Consider the following 20,055-nt stretch of genomic DNA (forward strand, 5'->3'; position numbering starts at 1 on the left):
CCGGCGAACGGGCGGGCGAACGGGCCGGCGAACGGGCCGGCGGACCGGCTGGCGGACCGCTCGGCGAGCCCGTCATGGGACCACCCGTCCGACGACCTTCGCCGGCTGCTGGTGGCCGACCGGGTTGGCGTGGCCGTCGAGCAGCACCTGCACGCGCCGGTCGCCGAGGTCGAGCACCAGCTCGTCGTCGCCGATCTCGAGGACCTCGCCGCACACGACGTACCAGTCGCCCTCCATCTGCTCGAGCACCGCGCCGGGCCGACACCGCTCGACGTCCTGCATGGCGACCAACCGGAGCCGGGGCCGCAGCCGGCCACGGAAGCGCCAGAGCAGGTAGAGCATCAGCGCGAGCGCCGCGTCCGCGGCCAGGGTGACCACGAGTCCGAGGCGGCTGCTGACGGCGCCGTCGACGCGGTGGGTGCCGGGATCGTCGGGCAGCACGCGCACCCCGACCTCGCCGGTGTGGACGGCCTGCTCGAAGACGTCCTCCTCGACGTCCGCGGTGAAGGACGCGCCGTCGAGGGCGTACCGCAGGAGGTGCGCGCCGCCGGCCTCGCGGTGCGCCTCGACGGGCGCGACGCGGTGGACGCCGTCCGCGGCGAGCCGCCGGTCGAGGTAGAGGCCGTGCAGCACCGGCAGGTTGATGAGCAGCGCGGCGACCACGACCACGAGGGTCGGGGTCCACCGACGTCGATGGGCGGCCACCGGCCCAGTATCTCGGCCCAGTATCCCGGCCCGGTGTCCCGGCCCGATGCTCCAGCCCGGCGTCCCGCAGCCGGCCACCGGAGCGGACGTCCCCGCCCTCCCCCCACGGTCGAGCGGGGACGTCGTGCGCGGCCGCCCCGCGGCCGAGCTAGCACACAGTAGGGCCGTCAGCCGCGGCGGTCCATCACTGCGACAGCTGGTCCTGACCGGCCGCGCGGAGGTCGGCGGTGGCGGCGGCGAGGGCCGTCACCCGCGCCCAGTCGGCGGCGGCGAGCGCGTCCTTCGGCGTGAGCCAGGAGCCGCCGACGCAGGCGACGTTGGGGAGGTCGAGGTACGCCGCGGCGTTGCGGGAGGTGATCCCGCCGGTGGGGCAGAAGCGCGCGGCGGGGACCGGCGAGGCGACCGAGGACAGGAACGCCGTCCCGCCGGAGGCCTCGGCGGGGAAGAACTTCATCTCGGTCCGGCCGCTCTCGAGCACGGCCAGCACCTCCGAGACCGTCGCGGTGCCGGCCAGGTACGGCAACCCGGTGTCGCCCATCGCGCCCAGCAGGCTCGCCGTGGCGCCGGGCGAGACGAGGAACTGCGCGCCGGCGGCCAGCGCGAGCTCCGCCTGCTCCGGGGTGGTGACCGTGCCCGCGCCGACGAGCACCTCCGGCACCTCGGCCGCGATCGCCCGGATCGCGTCGAGCGCCACCGGCGTGCGCAGGGTGAGCTCGACGACCGGCACGCCACCGGCGGCCAGCGCGCGGGCGACGGGCACGGCGTGCGCGACGTCGTCGACCACGACGACCGGCACGACAGGGGCCCGGTCGGCGAGGGCGTCCAGGAGGGAGTCAGACGGGCTGGACAAGGGGCACCTCCCGCGGGGTGGGCTGGACGGGGGCGTCGTACGCCGGGAACACGCTCGCTCCGGCGTCGGCCGGGCCGACGGTCGCACGGAACGCCGCGAACAGCTCGCGGCCGGTCCCCGCCCACTCCTCGCCCTCCGGCGCGCGGCCGGTGGGCTCGCGGGAGGCCAGGTCGGCGCCGTCGTGGGTCTCGATCGACAGCACACCGCGCTCGGCGTCCACGGTGAGCAGGTCGCCGTCGCACACACGGCTGAGCGGACCGCCCAGCGCGGCCTCGGGCGTGACGTGGATGGCGGCCGGGACCTTGCCCGAGGCGCCGGACATCCGGCCGTCGGTGACGATCGCGACCCGCTGCCCGCGGTCCTGGAGCACGCCGAGGGCAGGGGTGAGCTTGTGCAGCTCGGGCATGCCGTTGGCGGCCGGGCCCTGGTAGCGGACGACCGCCACGAGGTCGCGACCGTCGAGCAGCCCGTCCTGGAACGCCTGGAGCAGGTCCGCCTGGTCGTCGAAGACCTTCGCCGGGGCGGTGACGACGCGGTGCTCCGGCTTGACCGCCGAGGTCTTCACCACGGCGGTACCGAGCGGGCCGTGCAGCACCTCGAGCCCGCCGGTGGTCGAGAACGGGTCGTCGGCCGGGCGCAGCACGTCGAGGTCGAGGCTGGCCTTCGGCCCCTCCTCCCAGGTCAGGTCGCCGGCCTCGGCGTCGCCGCGCAGCACCGGCTCGGTCGTGTAGTGGCGCAGGCCGCGGCCGGCGATCGTCCACACGTCCTCGTGCAGCAGCCCGGCCCGCAGCAGGGTGTGGACGAGGAAGGCGATGCCGCCGGCGGCGTGGAAGTGGTTCACGTCCGCGGCGCCGTTGGGGTAGACCCGGGCCAGCAGCGGCACGACCGCGGAGAGGTCGGCGAGGTCGTCCCAGGTCAGCGTGATGCCGGCGGCACGGGCGATCGCGACGAGGTGCAGCGTGTGGTTGGTGGAGCCGCCGCTGGCCAGCAGGGCGACGCAGGCGTTGACGATCGCCTTCTCGTCGACGATCTTCGCGATCGGCGTGGGGCTCATCGTCCCCGCACTCGCGCCCTGACGCGTGATCTGCACGGCGCGAGCGGCGGCGGCGCGGGTCAGCGCCTCGCGCAGCGGGGTGCCGGGGTTGACGAAGGACGAGCCGGGCAGGTGCAGCCCGAGCACCTCCATGATCAGCTGGTTGGAGTTCGCGGTGCCGTAGAAGGTGCAGGTGCCGGCCGAGTGGTACGACGCCGCCTCGGCCTCGAGCAGCTCCTCGCGGCCGACCTTGCCCTCGGCGTACAGCTGGCGCACCCGGGCCTTCTCGCCGTTCGGGAGGCCGGAGGCCATCGGGCCGCCGGGCACGAACACCGTCGGCAGGTGGCCGAAGGACAGCGCGCCGATGAGCAGGCCCGGGACGATCTTGTCGCAGACGCCGAGCATCAGCGCGCTGTCGAACATGTCGTGGGAGAGCGCGATCGCCGTCGACATCGCGATCACGTCGCGGCTGTAGAGCGAGAGCTGCATGCCGTCGCGGCCCTGGGTGATGCCGTCGCACATCGCCGGCACGCCGCCGGCGACCTGCGCGACGCCGCCGGCGCGGACGACCGCCTTCTTCAGCACCGGCGGGTAGGTGCCGAAGGGCTGGTGCGCCGAGAGCATGTCGTTGTAGCTGGTCACGATCGCGACGTTCGGCTTCACCCGCCCGCGCAGCGCGGCCTTGCCCGCCGGCTCGGAGGCGGCGAAGCCGTGCGCGAGGTTGGCGCAGGCCAGCCGGTGGCGGGCGGGGGCGCGGTCGGCGGCCTGCTCGACGCGACGGAGGTACGCCGCGCGGCCGGCGGCGCTGCGCTCGGTGATCCGGGCGGTCACCGCCGCGACGGTCGGATGCATCTGCTGGGTCACTGGTCGGTCTCCTGCCAGGTGCGGCCGTCACGCTCGACGAGGTCGGCGGCGGCGGTCGGGCCGGTCGAGCCGGCGAGGTAGGTCTCGGGGCGCTCCTCGAGCTCCGCGGAGCGCTGGGCCCAGCGCGCGAGGATCGGCTCGACCCAGGTCCAGGCCGCCTCCACCTCGTCGCGGCGCATGAACAGCGTCGGGTTGCCGCGCACGACGTCCATGAGCAGCCGCTCGTAGGCGTCGGGCGAGCGCTGGTCGAAGGCGGTGGCGTAGGAGAGGTCGAGCGACACCGGCCGCAGCCGGATGCCGCCCGGGCCGGGCTCCTTGGCGGTGAGGTGGAGCTTCATGCCCTCGTCGGGCTGGACCAGGATGTGCAGCCGGTTGGCCGTCGTCGTCCCCTCGCTCTGCGGGAACATCGCGTGGGGCGGCTCCTTGAAGACCACGACGATCTCCGAGGCGCGGTGGTCCATCCGCTTGCCGGTGCGCAGGTAGAAGGGCACGCCGGCCCAGCGCCAGTTCTGCACCTCGGCCTTGAGCGCCACGAAGGTCTCGGTCCGCGTGTCCGCGTGGTCGACCTCGTCGGCGTACCCGTCGTAGACGCCGCGCACGGTGTCGCGGTCGACGTCGGCGGGGGTGAGCGGCTTGAGCGCCTGGAGGACCTTGAGCTTCTCGTCGCGGACGGTCTCGCGGCCGACGTACGTCGGGGGCTCCATAGCGACCAGGCACAGGAGCTGGAGCAGGTGGTTCTGCACCATGTCGCGCAGCGCTCCGGCGTTGTCGTAGTAAGGGCCGCGCTTGCCGACGCCGACGGTCTCGGCGACGGTGATCTGCACGTGGTCGACCCAGCGGCTGTTCCACAGCGGCTCGAGGAAGGCGTTGGCGAACCGCGTGACGAGCAGGTTCTGCACGCTCTCCTTGCCGAGGTAGTGGTCGATGCGGAAGACCTGGTGCTCGGCGAAGACCCGGCCGACCGCGTCGTTGACCGCACGGGCCGAGGCGAGGTCGTGGCCGATCGGCTTCTCCATCACGACCCGGGAGCGCTCGTCGACGAGGCCGAGCTCGTCGAGGCGCTCGCAGGTGGGGCCGAAGAGGCCGGGCGCGACCGCGAGGTAGTAGACGCGCACCGCCCGGTCGGCGCCCGGCCGGTCCTTGAGCAGGCCGTGCAGGTCGTGCCAGCCCTCGGGCTCGTGGGCGTCGAGCTCGAGGTGGTGCAGGCGGGACAGCAGGCGCTCGACGGCGACCGGCTCGATCTCCTCGGCCGGGACGTGGGTCTCGAGCGCCGAGCGGACCAGCGAGCGGTAGCCGTCGGTGTCGATCGGGCTGCGCGAGACGCCGACGATCCGGTGGCCGGGGAGCAGCTGGCCCTCGCGGTCGCGGTGGTAGAGCGCCGGCAGCAGCTTGCGCAGCGCCAGGTCGCCGGTCCCGCCGAACACCGTGAAGTCGCAGTGCTCCGGGAGGGCCGCGTGCGGGTTCGGAGTGTCGGTGGAGGGGGCCATGGGTCCACGGTCCCAGGACTTTTGGATCGTTACAAGCCCACTTCGGACTTTTCGTGGACAAAGTACCCGTGCTTTGATCCTCGGGTGAGCACTCCGCACGCTCCTGGCACCGGCCCCGAGACCACCGCCGGCGGCCTCCTGGCACTCGTCCGCAGCGGCGAGGCGACGACCCGCGCCGAGCTCGGCCGGGCCACCGGGCTCTCCCGCACCGCCGTGTCGCAGCGGGTCGCCGCGCTCGTCGGCGCCGAGCTGCTCGTCGAGGGCGGTGGCGTCGCCTCCACCGGCGGCCGGCCCGCCGGGGCGCTCGGCTTCAACGTCGACGCGGCCGTCGTCGTCGGCATCGCCGTCGGCCGCTCGCGCACCCAGGTCGGCGTCTTCGACCTCGAGGGCCGCGAGATCGTGGGCGACACCCGCGACCACGAGGTCGGCAGCGGGCCGGACGAGGTGATGCCCGACGTCGCCGAGCGGCTACGGACACTCCTGGACGGGATCGAGCCGCCCGTCCTCGGGATCGGCCTCTCCCTGCCCGGCACGGTCGACCCCGAGCGGCGGGTCAGCGTCGACGCCCCGGTCATGAAGGGCTGGGACGGCGTCCCCCTCGCGCCGTACCTCGCCGACGCGTGCACCGCCCCGCTGCACCTCACCAACGACACCTCGGCCCTGACCCGCTCCGAGCTGTTCGGGCCGGCGCCGCTCGGCAGCGACGTGCTCGTCGTCAAGGCCTCCACCGGCCTCGGCATCGGCGTCATCGCCGACGGCCGCCTCGTCAACGGCTCCCGCGGGGTCACCGGCGAGCTCGGTCACACCCGGGTCGAGGGCGCCGACGAGCTGCTGTGCCGCTGCGGCGCCCACGGCTGCCTCGAGACCGTCGCCGCCGGCTGGGCGATGGTCAACCGGCTCGTCGAGGGCGGCGCCGAGGCCCGCCACGTCCGCGACCTCGTCGGCCTCGCGCTGGACGGCGACCCGGTCGCTCGCAGCCTGCTGCGCGAGAGCGGCCGGCGCGTCGGCGAGGTGCTCGCCGTCGCCGTCAACCTGCTCCACCCGCAGACCGTCGTCGTCGGCGGCGACATGGGCTCCGCCTTCGACCTCTACACCGCCGGCATGCGCGAGTCCGTCTACGCCCGCGCCGCCGGCTCGGTCACCCGCGACCTGCGCTTCGCCCCCGCCGCCCACGGCGACTCCGCCGGCCTCGTCGGCTGCGCCGCCCTCGTCATCGACCACGAGCTCTCGCCCGTCGCCGTCGACGCGCGGTTGCGGGCGGCTCGCGCGGAGGCCTGAAGGGATTGCCAGCATCCCAAGTTTACTTGGGATGCTGGCGCTTCGCGGCCATTGCGATGGCAGGGAAGCGGCGGCAAAGGCCGTGAAGTGATCGGCTCGTTACCCCGAGGGGGTACGTCGTCAGCGGCGGCTGCGCTTGGTCTCGCGGCGGACGCGGCGACGGACCTGCCAGAGGCGGAGCGTGCCGGCGAGGGCGGTGAGCAGCAGGCCGGCGGCGACGGCGATCAGCAGGGCGACGGCCAGCGGGGTCTCGCCCTCGAAGCCGAGGAAGCGGACGAGCACCGGCTCGGTGTTCTGCGCGATGAACACGACGAGCAGCACCAGCACGAGGCCGAACGCCACGATCGCCGCCCACACACCGCTGGTGAGCGAGCCGCGGAGCGGGTCACCCGACGCAGACGTGGCGGACGCGGACGACGGCGTGGTCGAGGGCGTGCCGGAGGGTGCGGACGAGGACGTCGGCTCCGGGTCGACCGGGGTCGGCGGGCCGGCGGGAGGCTGCTCGGACGGGTGCGTCATGCCCGTCCGGTACCCATCCCGCGACCGTGACCGAGATCGCGTCCGTCCCGGCTGGCACGACGCCGCGCGCGTGGGGTACTTCCATGCCCGTGACAGCCCAGCCCCTCGCCCCCGGACCGGACCTCAGGCCGGTCGGCGTCGGGCCCTCGACGGCGGCCGGACCGCACCTCCGCCTGGTGCCGACGACGCCCGAGCCCGACGCCCAGCCCGACATCCAGCCCCAGCCCCGGTCCACCGAGACCACCTCACCCCGCCGCGACGACGTCGGCCCTCCGGGGCTCGCGGCGGGCGAGCCGCTGCCCCCCGTCGTAGCGCCCGGTACGCCGTGGCGCGCGGCGCTGCCGGTCTACGCCCGCGAGCCGGCGTGGCAGCTCGCGCTGGCGCACGCGTGGCTGGTGCTGCTCAACCCGGTGCTGGTCCTGCTCCCCGGGCGGTCGCCACGGACGTCGGGCTGGCGCTCGGCCTGGCGACGGCCGCGCTCTGGCTGGTGGCGGCGGTCCGCGACCTGGCGGACCTGCGCGGCTGGGGCCGCGTCGTGGGCGTGCGGGCGACCGCGCGGATGGCGCTCCACCTGGCCACGAAGGGACCCTGGGGTTACCTCGGCGTCCGGGCACGGCGTACCGGTGAGTGGGCGCCGTTCCTCGCCTGCACCGCCGCGTGGTGGGCGGCCGCGGTGACCACCGGCCTCGCGCTGCTCCTTCATGGGTGAGAGGACCGGTCGGGTAGAACGGGGCCGGTGAGCACTCGGCGGCGCCTGCGGACGATCGCCGGCCTGGTGGTCCTGCTCGGCGCGCTGCTCGCGGTGCTGCCGGCCCTCGACGACGCGGCGGCGGGCCGCACGCACCGCGCGCCGGTGCTGCTGGTCGGGCCGGAGGTCGTGGTCGGCCCGCTCGCGGACGACGTCGACGCGCTGCCGGACGCACCCTTCGACGCCGCGCCCGCCGACGACCGGGCCGCGGCGGAGCGGGCACTCGCCGACGGCGACGTGGTCGCCGTGGTCGTGGTCGACCTGCGCAGCACCGAGGACACCCTGCTCCTGCCCCGCCTGCGCACGCCCGAGCTCGACCGGGCGCTCGTGCGGGAGGTCCGCGCCGCGGAGGAGCGCCGCGGCCGCACGGTCACCGTCGAGCGGGCCGGCCCCGCCCGCGACGCCCCGGCGTACGACGTGCTGGGCCTCGCCGCGGCGGCCGGCGGGTTCGTCCTGGTGCTGGTCGTGTCGCTGGTGTGGGGGCCGTTCGCGCGCACGCTCCCGCGCGGCCTGCTCCGGCTCGTCGCCGTCGGCGCGCTCGCAGCGGTCGCGGCGGGCCTCGCCCCGCTGCTGCCCGGCGTGCTCGGGAGCGCGGCGGCCGAGGTGGCGGCCGTGCTGGCGCTCGGGGTCCTGGCCGCCGGGCTGCTGACCCTGGCCCTGGAGGCGTTCCTCGGCCTCGCCGGCCTGCTGATCGGCGCGGCGGTGCTCCTCGTGCTGCCCGCGCCCCTGCTGGTGGCCGACGACCCCCTGCTGCTGCCCGGACCGTGGGCGGACCTGGTGCGGTGGACCAGTGCCGGGGCGGCGGCCGAGGGGGTCCGCGACGCCGCGGCCGGTGGCGGTCCCGGCCGTGCGCTGTGGTTCCTCGGAGCGGTCGCCGCCACCGGCCTGCTCGTCCTGGCGCTCACCCGGTTCGACGGCGTTCGGCACAGCCCCGCGGCCACCGGCTCGGGCCGCCCGGCCGACGACGTGCCCACCAGCGGTCGCTGGCGGATCCAGCTGGTCGCGGTGCTGGCCGCGCTCGCTGCCGGCACGGTGCTCACCCTGACCCTGCTGCCGGGCGCCGACGGCGCCGACGGGGACACGGCGTACCCGAGCCTCGCCTCGGCCACCACCTGCGAGCCGACCGGGCCGGTGCGCACCGTCGCCGACCTCAACCGGATCACCGAGCTGCGCGGGTCGCCGCAGTTCCGCGGCGGCGACGTCGGCGCGCAGGCGGAGCTCCAGGACGGCCGCCGCCTGTGGGTCTTCGGCGACACCCTGCGCGGGACCGGCGGCGAGGAGCGGTTCGTCCGCAACTCGATGCTCGTCGTCGAGCCCGGCTGCCTGCGGGTCGTGGTCCCGGCCGGCGGCGGTGCGGTGATCCCCGATCGGGACCGCGAGGTCGGGTACTGGCCGATGTCGGTCGTCGTCGACGGGCGCCCCGGCTACGACCTGGTCACCGTCACCGCCCAGCGCGTGCGGTCCACCGACCGCGACGACGCCTTCGGCTTCGAGAACATCGGCCCCGCCGTCGCCCTCTTCGTCGTCCCCGAGGGCGGCACCCCCCAGCTCGTCGAGCGGGTCGACGTCGGCCCCGACTCCGCCGACACCACCCGCCCGATGTGGGGGGCGGCGGCCGAACGGCGCGACGGCTGGCTCCACCTGTACGGCACCGCGCGGCCCGACACCGGGATGCCGACCGGATTCTCCCTCCAGGTCGCGCGGGTCCGCCCCGACGACGTGCTCGAGCCCGACCGCTGGCGCTACTGGGACGGCACCGCGTGGGTGCGCGACCCGACCGCTGCCGCGGAGCTGGTCCCGGCCGCGGGCGGAACCTCCCAGACGCTCAGCGTCTTCGAGCGCGACGGCCGGTGGTACGCCTTCAGCAAGCGCGACGAGTTCCTCGGCTCCGACCTGGTCTTCTGGACCGCCCCCGCACCTACCGGGCCGTTCACCGCGCAGCCGCCCGTGGCCGAGCTGCCCTCGGACAGCACCACCGGCGAGCTGCGCTACATGCCGCTCGCGCACCCCGGCCTGCTCCCCCGGCCGCGGTCGGTGGTCGTGTCGTACAGCCGGAACCGCACCGACATCGGCGAGGTCCTCGACGACCCGCTGCTCTACCGCCCGCGGTTCCTGCGGGTGCCGCTGCCGGTGGACTGACGGCCGGACCGACAGCGGCCCCACAGGCGGCCCGCCGGGCCGGGTGGCATGGTCGGGGCATGGAGCGAGACCGCGACCGCAACGCCCAGGGCCGCGCCGAGCAGGCGCGGCCCCGCGACGAGCTGGGCCGGCCGCTGCCGTACGGCCAGCCCGGCGTCGAGCCGACCTCCGAGGAGCCGCTCCCCGGCGAGGGGACCGTCGCCTACGCCCGGACGCTGCTCGACCAGGGCCGCCCGTTCGCGGCCCACGAGGCGCTCGAGGTCCGCTGGAAGTCCGGTCCGGAGGACGAGCGCCCATTGTGGCAGGGGCTGGCCCAGCTGTGCGTCGGCCTCACCCACGCCGCCCGCGGCAACGCCGTCGGCGCGGCCCGGCTGGTCGAGCGCGGCGCCGGCAACCTCGCGGCGTACGCCCGCACGGCCGGCCCGACCTACGGGATCGACGTGGCGTCGGTGGTCGCGTGCGCCCGGGCGCGCGTCGCGGACCACGAGGAGCCCTGATCGCCGGAGGCTCCTCGTGGCCGGGCGCCACCCCATCAGTGGCGCCCGGCTCCGAGGAGTCTCAGCGCCTGCGCTTGACCTTGCGGGCCGTGGACGACTTGACCACCGTGGTGTAGCCGGCCTTGGTCCCGACCACCTCGACCACGATCCGCTTGCCCTGGAGGTTGCGGGTCAGCTTCAGGGTCTTGCCCTTGGCAACCTTGATCCGCTGACCGTTCGCGTACCACCGGAAGCTCAGCCGGGCCCCGTCGGTCCAGGTGCCCGTCTTCGCGGTGAGCTTCTTCCCGACCCTCGCCTTGCCCGTGACCCGGGGCTTCGAGGCAGCGAGGGTGCCCGGGGCCACCGTCACCCCCGTGGAGGTCTCGGAGGTGGAGACGTGTCCCTCCTTCGCCCCCGTGACCTGCACGCTCACCCGGGTCCCGGCGTCCGCCGCGACAGCGGTGTACGTACGACCGGTCGCACCCGTGACCGCTTCCCCGTCACGCAGCCACTGGTAGGACAGCGTCGCGCCTTCGGTCCAGGCGCCCGGCTGTGCCGTCAGGACCTGGCCCACCTCCGGGGTGCCCGAGATCGTCGGGACCGCCGAGGCGACCGGCGGGTCGGTGACCGTCAGCACGAACGAGCGCCGGGAGGGCTCGTGGCCCGCGTCGCCGGAGTAGACGGCGTCGACCGAGTAGCTGCCCGCCGCCTGCAGCGCGCTGGTGGCGCAGAGCGCGGCACCGTCGACGACTGCCGCCTCGCACACCAGCGCCTCGCCCATGAGGAAGCGGACCGTGCCGGTGGCGGTCGACGGGGTGATGGTCGCCCGCAGCGTTGCCGTGCCTCCCACCGGCGTGGTCAGGTTGCTGGCCTGCACCGTGGTGGCGGTCAGCTGCGGCTGTTGGGGCTGCTGGGGCGACGACGCTGCCACCACGGTGACGACCTGGACCGCCTGAGCGGTGTTCCCGTTGGCGTCCGCCACCGAGTAGACCAGGGGATAGACGCCCGGGGTCAGGGGATCGACCACCCCGACCACCTGGACCTGGCTCGTGAGGTCGCCGTCGGTCGCGTCGAGGGCCGTGACGCCCTGCATCGGGTCGAACGCCCCGCCCACCCGGACCTGCGCGGCGGCCGGCACGGTCAGCACGGGTGCGGTCACGTCGGCACCGGCCGCGTTCGCCACGACCACGCCGCCGAACTGCTGCACCCTGCCCAGGTTGGTGCCGCTGGCATCGCGGCTCGTCGCCAGCCAGCCGTACAGCTCGCCCTCGGTCAGTCCCGTCCACTCGACGGTGGCGGGCCATCCCGAGGCGACCGTCCGCTCGCCGATCACGGTGTCGGTCGCCGTGAGGACGGAAAGGCCGTCGGTGGCGAAGCCGGTGGTGCGCGTGGGCAGGTCGATGGGCACCGTGAAGTTGTCCTCGGCCCCGTTGTACCGGCCGGACGTGTCGTACTCCGTCGTGCCGAAGTTGTCCAGGTACGGCGAGTACGTGTCGACCGACATCGTCGACTTCTCGATGTCGATCTGCAGCAGTCGCAGGAAGCTCGCTCCCAGGATGATGCCGTCGCCGCCTCCGTAGTCGACGACACCGTCGTCGTCGAGGTCGACGCCGCCGCCGGGCTGGACCTGGTCCGGCCACACCTCACGGGCGGGGACCCGGTACTCCTGGTAGTCGGCCAGGAGCTCGACCACCCCGTGCTTGCGGTCGACCGTGACACCGGAGTCGGGCACGACGTTGGTGGCGACACCGTGGATGTGGCCGGCGAGCACCAGGAACACGTTCGGGTTCTTCACCACCACGCGCTCGTAGAGGGCTCCGCCGTCGCCGGTGCGGCCCGCGCTCCGACCGTCCGACATCGTGGATGCCGAGAGGTAGGCGTGCGTGAGCAACACCCCGCTCCGGTCCGAGTGGCGCTCGAACACCGAGCTCGCCCAGTCGGCCTCGGCTTCCGTCACGCCGTACGAGAGCGACACCGCGACGAAGTCGAGCCCACCCGCGCTGAACAGGATGTAGTTGTTGTCGTTGTCCACGCCGGGTGTCACGACGTCGCCGTCCTCGTCGAGCACCTCGTCCCACGGGTGGTAGGACGCGCCGGCCGGCCAGGCCTGCGAGGCCGCGTAGTAGCGGTCCGGGCCGAAGGTCTGGTTGAAGAGGTTCCCCGCTCCGGTGTCGGTGCCGCCGGCGTTGTCGTGGTTCCCGGCAAGGACGCTGTTGACGACACCGGAGTCGTCGAGGATCGCCTGCATCTCGTCGGTGAACGCGAACTCGGCGGCCACCTGCTCGGCGTTCTTGGCGCAGAGAGCGGGATAGGTGGTCATGTTGCTCTCGATGAGGTCGCCCGTGTGGGCTGTGTAGGCGATCTTCCGAGCCTCGGAGTTCCCACTGATCCAGCTGGTCAGGTCGCTGTAGGCCTGGCGCGCGACGTGCTCGGCCCCGGGGTTGTACTGGGGGCAGACGTTGCCGGCGATCTGGGTCATGTTCTGGGTGTCGCTGAAGTGGGCGATCGCGAAGTCGTAGTCCTCAGGATCCTCGAAGTGGTCGCGGTTCTCCGGCAGGTTCGCGGAGGCGTCCCGAGGAGCCAGGTCATCGGCGAACGGGTCCTGGCCGACGACCATCAGGTGCACGGTTCCTTCGTCGACGAAGCCCGGGCGCACGCGTCCCTTGAGCATGGTGTCACCCCCGGCCTCCCCGCGCGCCGAGGCGAGCTCGACCCACTCCTGCCGGGTGACGTGCCATGCCAGGAGCGTCACCGACCGCGCGGCGTCCACCACGCCGCTCCAGACGACCTCGCGCCTGGCGTCGGAGGCCGGCACGTCGACGTCGAACCGTTGGAAGACCGTGTCCCGGCTACTCGGACTGTCGGCCAGCTGGCCATCGGGCTCCTGGAGGCCGACGAGCTCGGAACCCTCGCGGTAGTCGAACTCCAACGTGGTGGGCATCGTGTCCACGACGCCTTGGAATCCCTCGGAGGCACTGGTCACCAGTGCTTCGGTGAAGGTGGTGGTCACCCGGCCGCCCGCGGGGTTGCTGGCGATGGCCGACAAGGTCACCTTGCCCGCGCCCTGTCCGGTCTCCGTCCCACCACCGGCAGGCATGACCTCGGACGTGAAGGACACCCGCCACTTGCGGTTCTCGCCGAGGGGACCGACCGCCGAGATCACGATCTCGTGCGCGCCAGCAGCGAGGCCGGGGCCGACCATGTCGCCCGGCTCGATCGGCTCCCCGTCGAGGAGGTACGTCCAGCCGGTCGCTGCGTCCGCGTTCTTGCGGCGCACCTCGAACGGCACGGCCTCCCTGAGGTCGCTCCCCGTCGCCGGCACGGTCTCGACCACGTCGACCTCGGGGATGTCGGCCGACCCGGCGTGGAGCGCCTTGACCTGGTACGGCGTCAGAGCGGTGTCCCAGACCCGCGAGGCAGCGACGTCGCCCTCGAAGTTCCAGGCCGCGTTGGCAGGCGAGCCGCCGACCTCGTGAGGGCTCCCGCCCCTGACGTCGCCCTGCCTCGCGGCGCTCGACGCGAGCTCACCGTTCACGTACAGCTTCCAGGTCGACCCGTCGTAGGTCTGGACGGCGTCGACCCACTCCCCCCGCTTGAAGGGCGCCGCGATCCAGGCGTTGTTCCGGGTGGTCTGCAGGTTGGCCGTCATGCCGCTGGCCTCGATCCACATGCCGAACCCGCCACCGCTGTTGTTCTGGCACGTGTACTGCACACCGCTCGGAGCCGATGCCCCGGTGTACCTGAACTTGCACTGCTGGGTGAACGCGGTGGTGGGCCGCACGTACTGGCCGTTCGTCCACACCTGGCTGAACCCGCTGTAGCGGTAGGCGCCCTGGTCGCCGTCGAGCCTGGCCACGGTCTGGCCCAGCTCCGCGTCCCGCACGAGCGACGCACCTCCCACCGCAGTGGCCTTGAAGCCCTGGGCGGCGTCGTCGGCGGTGCCCCGGGAGAAGTCGATGTCCAGCACCGCGGGGTCCGGGACCAGGCGCGGCTGCGTCGGTTCCAACTCCTTGACGTTGCCCTCGTGCAGGTCCATCACCTGCTCGGCCGTCAGTGCCCGGGTCCACACGCGGGAAGCCGCGATGTCGCCCTCGAAGCTCTGGATGCCGGTCCCGCCGGGCCAGTCAGCCAGGGTGTAGGGCCGGTCGACGGTGGCGGGCACCAGGATCTGGCCGGTCCGCTCCTTGGACACCGTGAGCTCGCCGTCCAGGTAGACCTTCCACGTCGTGCCGTCGTAGGTCTGGACCGCGTCGACCCACTCGTCCTTCTGGTAGCGGCTGGCGAGCCAGTCGTTGGTGGTCGTGGTCCGCAGGGCGCTGGTCATCGTGCTGCCGTTGACCCACATCCCGAACCCACCCGTGCCGTGGACGCGGCAGACCAGCTGGGGCTGGGTCGGCAGGGTCGCACCCGTGTACCGGAACTTGCACTGCTGGGTGAAGGAGCCGGTCGGCCGCACGTAGTCGCTGTTGGTCCAGATCTCGGCGAAGTCGTCGTAGTGGTAGGCGTCCTTGTCGCCGTCGAAGCTCGCCACGGTCTGGCCGAGCTCGTCGTCCCGGAGCAGGGACACGCCGTCGACCGCGGTCGCTGCGAAGCCCTGCGCCCGGTCATCAGGCGTGCCGCGACCGAAGTCCACGTCGAGCACGTTGGGACGGGGGGCCACACCCGGCTCGTCGGGCTCCTCCGGCTGCTGCGGCTCGTCGGGCTCCTCCTCCGTGCCGGAGATGGCCTTGACCTGCTCGGGGGTCAGCGCCCTGCTCCACACGCGGACGGAGGCGATCTGCCCCGTGAAGTCGAACGCCTCGCTCCCGGGCGCGAGCGAGTCGCCGATCGTCATCCCACGGGCGGGTCCTGCGGCCGGCACGGCGATCGGACCGGTCCGGGCGAGCTGGCTGGTGACCCGACCGTCGACGTAGGTCGTCATCGTGGTCCCGTCGTAGGTGATCACGGCGTCCACCCACGAGCCGGCCGCGAACGGGGTGTTCATCCAGTTGCTCGCGCCCTGCCTGATGTTGGTCACCAGGTTCGAGCCCTGGAGGTAGGCCATGTACGAGCCGCCGTTGTTGCCACAGATCATGGCCACGTTGCCCTTGGGGGGCACCGGGCCGGTGTACTTGAACCTGCACTGCATCGTCATCTGCGTCGTCGGACGGACGTAGGCCGGGTCGGTCCAGGACGTGGCGAAGTCGGGGTACCGGAAGGCGTCGTCGACGCCGTCGAACGTCGCGACCCTGCGGCCCAGCTCGGGGTCCTCGACCAGCGTGGCACCGTCCATCGCCGTCGCTGCGAACCCCTGGGCACGGTCATCGGCCGTGCCTCGGGCGAAGTCCACGTCGAACACGTCAGCCGCCGGCACGCCCGGCAGCTCGGGCTCCTCGGGCTGCTCGGGCTGCTCGGACTGCTCCGCGTGCAACGCGCGCACCTGTGCAGGCGCCAGCGCCGTGCTCCAGATCCGCGACGACGCGACCTGGCCGGTGAAGTCATGGTTCTCGTTGCCGGTGACGAGCGAGTCACCGATCGTCATCCCACGGGCGGGTCCTGCGGCCGGCACCGCGATCGCACCCGTCCTGGGCAGCACGTTGACGACCTCGCCGTCGACGTACGTCGCCATCCGCGAACCGTCGTAGGTGATCACGACGTCCACCCACTGGTTCTGGCGGGCCGCGAACGGGGTGTTCATCCAGTTGCTCGCGCCCTGCCTGATGTTGGTCACCAGGTTCGAGCCCTGGAGGTAGGCCATGTACGAGCCGCCGTTGTTGCCACAGATCATGGCCACGTTGCCCCTGGGGGGCACCGGGCCGGTGTACTTGAACCTGCACTGCATCGTCATCTGCGTCGTCGGACGGACGTAGGCCGGGTCGGTCCAGGACGTGGCGAAGTCGGGGTAGCGGAAGGCGTCGTCGACGCCGTCGAACGTCGCGACCTTGCGGCCCAGCTCGGGGTCCTCGACCAGCGTGGCACCGTCCATCGCCGTCGCTGCGAACCCCTGGGCACGGTCGTCGGCCGTGCCTCGGGCGAAGTCCACGTCGAACACGTCAGCCGCCGGCACCGCTTGCTCCTCCGGCTCCTCGACACCGTGCAGCGCCCGCACCTGATCGGCCGTCAGTGCCGTGCTCCACACGCGCGAGGCAGCGATCCGGCCCGTGAAGTCGTGGCCCGCGCCACCCGGCGCGAGGGAGTCGCCGATCGTGATGGCCCGCGCAGCGCCGGCGGCCGGCACGGGGATGGGTCCGGTCCTGGGGAACTGGTGGACGACCTCACCGTCGACGTAGGTCGCCATCGACGAGCCGTCGTAGGTGATCACGACGTCCATCCACCGGTTGGCCGCGAGCGGTGCGCTCATCCAGTTGCTGGCCGAGGTCTTGACGTTGCTGACCAGTGCCGAGCCCTGGATGTAGAGCATGTACGAGCCGACGTTGTTGCCACAGACGACGGCCACGTTGCCGGTCGGCGGGACCGGGCCGGTGTACTTGAACGTGCACTGCACCGTGACCTGCGTGGTCGGGCGCACGTACGACGTGTCCGTCCACGAGGTGGCGAAGTCGTCGTAGTGGTAGGCGTCGTCGGTGCCGTCGAAGCTCGCGACCGTCTGGCCGAGGTCGGCATCGTCCACGAGGGTCACCCGGTCGACAGGGGTCGCCGCGAATCCCTGTGCTCGGTCGTCAGGCGTTCCGCGACCGAAGTCGACGTCGAACACGTCGGGCTCGGGGACCTCGGTCGCGGCGGCGGTCGGAGACGCCGCTGCCACGTCCACGACCTCGGCGGGCGCCGCCTGGGTGGGCGACATGGCGAGCAGTCCGCTGCCCGCCACCGCGAGGGACAGGACCGCTGCGGCAACCGGCCGCCACGCGCGGGTTCGGGCTCTGGGTCGCGTGTTCACGACGTCTCCTTCGTGTGGATCTTCCATGGGTCAGGCCGCACCCAGCTGGGTGACGGCCACGGTGGTGATGCCGCAGCCGAGGAGCGTGATGCCCCCGGCGGCGAGAACGGGGGCCACCCGAGTGGCCAGCCGGAGGACCGCGCGCGACTCCGCGGCACGAGCGACGACGTGGCGTCCCGACACGGCGAGGACGCCGACGGTGAAGAGGACTGCTGCCAGGCCGAGGCCGAAGCAGATCACCAGGACGAGCGCGAAGCCGGCACGTCCGGTGAAGAAGCCCGTGACCAGCACGAGGAACGCGGCCGGGGAGGGGCTGAGGCCACCGGAGATGCCGAGCAGGACCAGGCCGGGTCGTGACGGACCCGGCCCGTGCCCGTGCCCGTGGCCGTGCCCGTGGCCGTGGCCGTGGCCGTCGGATCGTCCCGCGCGCAGGTGGCGTCGAAGCAGCCAGACGCCGGTGCCCGTGACGAGCACCCCGGCGGCGAGCTGCAGCGTGGTCGTCAGGTCCTGCATGCCCACCAGGTCGGAGAGCGAGAAGAAGGTCCAGGCAACGGCGAGGACGAGGCAGGAGAAGGTGTGCATGAGAGCGACGGAGCTGCTCATCCAGAGCGCGTCGCGGACCCTTCCCTCGGTGCCGACGAGGTAGGCGGCGGCGAGGCTCTTCCCGTGCCCGGGCGCCAACGCGTGCAGGGCCCCTGCGGCCAGGGCGACCAGGATGGCGACCGGCGCGAGACCGGGTGCGGACAGGGAGCCCTGCAACCGTTCACCGAGCGAGTCGGCCCCCAGGACGAGCGGGGCGACCAGCGGGTTCGCGGCGTGCGGGGTCATCTCATGCCCTGCTTCTCGCGACGGCGGTGCCAGACCAGCCCGCCAAGGACGCTGACCAGGGCGACGGCGCCCAGGACGCTGCCCGTCTGCACGGCCGCGCTGCGGCCCAGGTCCGGAGCCGTCGAGGTGCCGGCACCGCCGGCGGCCGCGAGGGCCCAGACATGGGTCTCCTGCCCGCCGTCGTAGACCTGCTTCTGTCCTTCCGGACCGGATGCCATCGTCTTGTACGCCGGGTTCATGTCGGTGAGCATCGCCAGCTCGACCTGTGCTTCGGACACGGTGCCCGGACAGGCGAAGTCGAGGGTGACGCCCGCGTCGACCAGGTGGGCGATGTCGACGACGGTCCCGGTGCAGGCACCGTCAGCAGTGGTCACCGAGACCTGCTCGAGCAGGTAGTCGGCGAACGCCGTGGACGTCGCGAGGAGGTCCTGGTCCGCTGGTTCGAAGAACACCGCGCCGTCGAGCATGAAGCGCTCCGGCGGCAGCAGGTCGAGCCACTGGGCCAGGTAGGTGAGGTCGTCGGACATGCCGAACCTCCACGTCACCCGGACGGTGTCGGGAGCCTCGAGGTCCACCTGGGCGACCGAGGGGTCACCGAACGGGTGCGCTGCGGCATGAGGCGTCGGCGTGACCGTGCCGATGACGACGAGGGCGCCGACGACCGAGACCAGTCGCAGCACGAGCCGCAGGGCACACACCAACACGTCGGTCCTCGATAGAAGAAGCAGGCAGGATCCAGCGCCATCCCGATCGAGTGGCGAACGCGGTGAATCTCGCGACCGGGACCGACGATCCTGCGTCGGGCAGCCCTCCCTCGCGCCGCGAGCAGACGACGGGGCGGTGAAGAAACGCAACCGCTGTCGGAAGCGGTCTCAGGCGTGGACGACCAGGGAGAGCTCGTCCGCGCGCACCCGCAGGTCGCTGAACTCGAAGACACGCCCGTCGGACACGCGGGCCGTGCGCAGGAGCCGTACCAGCGGAGCCGACCGCGGCACGGCCAGCAGCCGACTGTCCTCGGAGCTGGCCGCGACTGCGCTCACCCGGTACGACGTCTGCCCCGGCTCGATGTCGGCGGTCTCGACCAGCGCGTCCACGAGCGACCGCTCATCGGCCGGGACCTGTTCGAGCGCTGGCGCCAGCCAGCTCGGGAAGGTCGCGCGCACGAGCACCGCCGGGCGATCCTCGATGGTCGCGAGCCTGGTCACACGCAGCACCTCGTCGCCGCGACCGACCTGCAGGCCCGCGGCCTCGAACGCCGTGGCACGAGCCGTCGCCACGCTCATCGTCGTGCCGGCAGCGGAGACCCCGGCCGTCCTGGCCCACTGCATCAGTGGCTTGCTGAAGTCGTAGTCGTGGGTGCGGCTCGGCGCGTAGACCAGCCAGCGGCCGTGGTGGCGGGAGAGCAGCATCTGGTCGCGCTGCACCACCTCCAGTGCCCGGCGCACGGTGCTGCGGGACACGCCGAGCTCGGTGGCCAGCGCCGTCTCGCTCGGCAGGGCATCGCCCGCGGCGTACTCGCCCCGGTGGATGCGCGCGGCGATCGCCTTGGCGATCTCGGGATACCTCAACGTGGACGACCTCCGGGCAGACGGCACGGCGCGACGCCCGGAGCGGCGGCGCACGGTGGCGTGCACGAAGCACCGTCCGGGCTGCGCGGATGGTGCACGACCTCGGCGCTCCCGCGGTGAACGGGCGGTGACCAGAAGGACTCGCGAGTCGGTCCCGCCTTCGAGCCGGGTCGACGAGCCGCACCACGACGGCCACGACCACCTCGCTCGGCGGGGCCGGTGCGGGCACACCCGCGACGTGCGAATCATCGAAGCCCACCTCGTCGGCTGGGACGTCGATCGTCAGGACTGGCGCACCACCGCGTGGACCGCCTCGATCCGCGCACCCCCACGGGCCCCGCTTTCCCCCCGCACTGCGCCAGACCCCGATCTCAGCGGCTACACGTCACGCGCGATCTCCACGTCCGCCTACCCCTACCAGGCCCGATTCACCTGCACGTCAGCGCTGAGACCGCGGCGGAGCGCATCGATCCCGCCACCGCGACCCTGGAACCGATCGACGAGCACAGCTGCACTCTTCGGGCCGGCTCCAACTCGCTGGACGAGCTGGCCATCTACGTGACGACCAACGGGTTCGACTTCCTGGTTCACGAGCCCCCCGACCTCGTCGAGCACATCAGGACGCTGGCAGCGCGCCTCGCCGGCGCGACCAGCACCGCCGAACAGGCCGGTTGAGGGGGCAG

At 73.2% G+C, this 20,055-nt stretch carries 14 protein-coding genes; 5 read left to right on the top strand and 9 right to left on the bottom strand.

Annotated elements, in window-relative coordinates:
- Positions 1 to 72 precede the first annotated feature (72 nt).
- The 4 genes from H7344_RS04090 to zwf all read right to left on the bottom strand — a co-directional run bounded on the left by H7344_RS04090 (position 73) and on the right by zwf (position 4,939).
- The gene (locus tag H7344_RS04090) at positions 73 to 705 is read right to left on the bottom strand and encodes a hypothetical protein (RefSeq protein ID WP_186344752.1); all 633 of its coding nucleotides are present in this window, start codon (positions 703 to 705) and stop codon (positions 73 to 75) included.
- Between the two features lie 184 nt (positions 706 to 889).
- Positions 890 to 1,555, bottom strand: coding sequence for a bifunctional 4-hydroxy-2-oxoglutarate aldolase/2-dehydro-3-deoxy-phosphogluconate aldolase (gene eda / locus H7344_RS04095; RefSeq protein ID WP_229707001.1), 666 nt, complete (start codon positions 1,553 to 1,555; stop codon positions 890 to 892).
- Positions 1,539 to 3,452, bottom strand: a complete 1,914-nt coding sequence (gene edd / locus H7344_RS04100; RefSeq protein WP_229707002.1) for a phosphogluconate dehydratase — start codon at positions 3,450 to 3,452, stop codon at positions 1,539 to 1,541. The genes eda and edd overlap by 17 nt, the downstream gene beginning before the upstream one ends.
- Positions 3,449 to 4,939 carry a glucose-6-phosphate dehydrogenase gene (zwf, locus tag H7344_RS04105; protein WP_186344753.1) on the bottom strand — a complete coding sequence of 497 codons (1,491 nt, stop codon included), beginning with the start codon at positions 4,937 to 4,939 and terminating at the stop codon, positions 3,449 to 3,451. The genes edd and zwf overlap by 4 nt, the downstream gene beginning before the upstream one ends.
- A gap of 84 nt (positions 4,940 to 5,023) precedes the next feature.
- Between zwf and H7344_RS04110 the strand changes: the two genes are divergently transcribed.
- Positions 5,024 to 6,217, top strand: coding sequence for an ROK family transcriptional regulator (locus H7344_RS04110; protein WP_186344754.1), 1,194 nt, complete (start codon positions 5,024 to 5,026; stop codon positions 6,215 to 6,217).
- A 120-nt stretch (positions 6,218 to 6,337) separates the two neighbouring features.
- Here H7344_RS04110 and H7344_RS04115 read toward each other — a convergent pair whose 3' ends face one another.
- Positions 6,338 to 6,736 carry a lipopolysaccharide assembly protein LapA domain-containing protein gene (locus H7344_RS04115; protein ID WP_186344755.1) on the bottom strand — a complete coding sequence of 133 codons (399 nt, stop codon included), beginning with the start codon at positions 6,734 to 6,736 and terminating at the stop codon, positions 6,338 to 6,340.
- Positions 6,737 to 7,124: 388 nt separating this feature from the next.
- On the opposite strand from H7344_RS04115, the gene H7344_RS04120 reads away from it, so the two are divergent.
- From H7344_RS04120 to H7344_RS04130, 3 genes are read left to right on the top strand one after another with little or no spacing between them, the layout of a single operon-like run.
- Positions 7,125 to 7,445, top strand: coding sequence for a hypothetical protein (locus H7344_RS04120; protein ID WP_186344756.1), 321 nt, complete (start codon positions 7,125 to 7,127; stop codon positions 7,443 to 7,445).
- Positions 7,446 to 7,472: 27 nt separating this feature from the next.
- Positions 7,473 to 9,623, top strand: coding sequence for a DUF4185 domain-containing protein (locus tag H7344_RS04125; protein WP_186344757.1), 2,151 nt, complete (start codon positions 7,473 to 7,475; stop codon positions 9,621 to 9,623).
- A 59-nt stretch (positions 9,624 to 9,682) separates the two neighbouring features.
- Positions 9,683 to 10,120, top strand: a complete 438-nt coding sequence (locus tag H7344_RS04130; protein ID WP_186344758.1) for a DUF309 domain-containing protein — start codon at positions 9,683 to 9,685, stop codon at positions 10,118 to 10,120.
- A gap of 61 nt (positions 10,121 to 10,181) precedes the next feature.
- On the opposite strand, the gene H7344_RS04135 is transcribed toward H7344_RS04130, so the two are convergent.
- From H7344_RS04135 to H7344_RS04150, 4 genes are all read right to left on the bottom strand, one after another.
- A complete protein-coding gene (locus tag H7344_RS04135) occupies positions 10,182 to 16,883 on the bottom strand; it encodes a LamG-like jellyroll fold domain-containing protein (RefSeq protein WP_186344759.1) in 6,702 nt (2,233 codons plus the stop codon).
- A gap of 123 nt (positions 16,884 to 17,006) precedes the next feature.
- Positions 17,007 to 17,804, bottom strand: coding sequence for a cobalt transporter (locus H7344_RS04140; protein WP_186344760.1), 798 nt, complete (start codon positions 17,802 to 17,804; stop codon positions 17,007 to 17,009).
- Entirely contained in the window at positions 17,801 to 18,484 is a 684-nt protein-coding gene (locus H7344_RS04145; RefSeq protein ID WP_186344761.1) for a hypothetical protein, read from the bottom strand. Before H7344_RS04145 ends, H7344_RS04140 begins: the two co-directional genes overlap by 4 nt.
- Positions 18,485 to 18,676: 192 nt before the next feature.
- Positions 18,677 to 19,372 carry a GntR family transcriptional regulator gene (locus H7344_RS04150; protein WP_186344762.1) on the bottom strand — a complete coding sequence of 232 codons (696 nt, stop codon included), beginning with the start codon at positions 19,370 to 19,372 and terminating at the stop codon, positions 18,677 to 18,679.
- Between the two features lie 303 nt (positions 19,373 to 19,675).
- Here H7344_RS04150 and H7344_RS04155 point away from each other — a divergent pair, with 303 nt between their 5' ends.
- A complete protein-coding gene (locus H7344_RS04155) occupies positions 19,676 to 20,047 on the top strand; it encodes a WYL domain-containing protein (RefSeq protein WP_186344763.1) in 372 nt (123 codons plus the stop codon).
- Positions 20,048 to 20,055: the final 8 nt, after the last annotated feature.

This window comes from Nocardioides deserti (genome assembly GCF_014266025.1).
GTDB lineage: Bacteria > Actinomycetota > Actinomycetes > Propionibacteriales > Nocardioidaceae > Nocardioides > Nocardioides deserti.

Bases quoted from the DNA above. Each gene is read 5' to 3' on its own strand.
- zwf (WP_186344753.1), bottom strand. From the start codon at position 4,939: ATGGCCCCCTCCACCGACACTCCGAACCCGCACGCGGCCCTCCCGGAG.
- H7344_RS04115 (WP_186344755.1), bottom strand. From the start codon at position 6,736: ATGACGCACCCGTCCGAGCAGCCTCCCGCCGGCCCGCCGACCCCGGTC.
- H7344_RS04130 (WP_186344758.1), top strand. From the start codon at position 9,683: ATGGAGCGAGACCGCGACCGCAACGCCCAGGGCCGCGCCGAGCAGGCG.
- H7344_RS04135 (WP_186344759.1), bottom strand. From the start codon at position 16,883: ATGTCGCCCACCCAGGCGGCGCCCGCCGAGGTCGTGGACGTGGCAGCG.
- H7344_RS04140 (WP_186344760.1), bottom strand. From the start codon at position 17,804: ATGACCCCGCACGCCGCGAACCCGCTGGTCGCCCCGCTCGTCCTGGGG.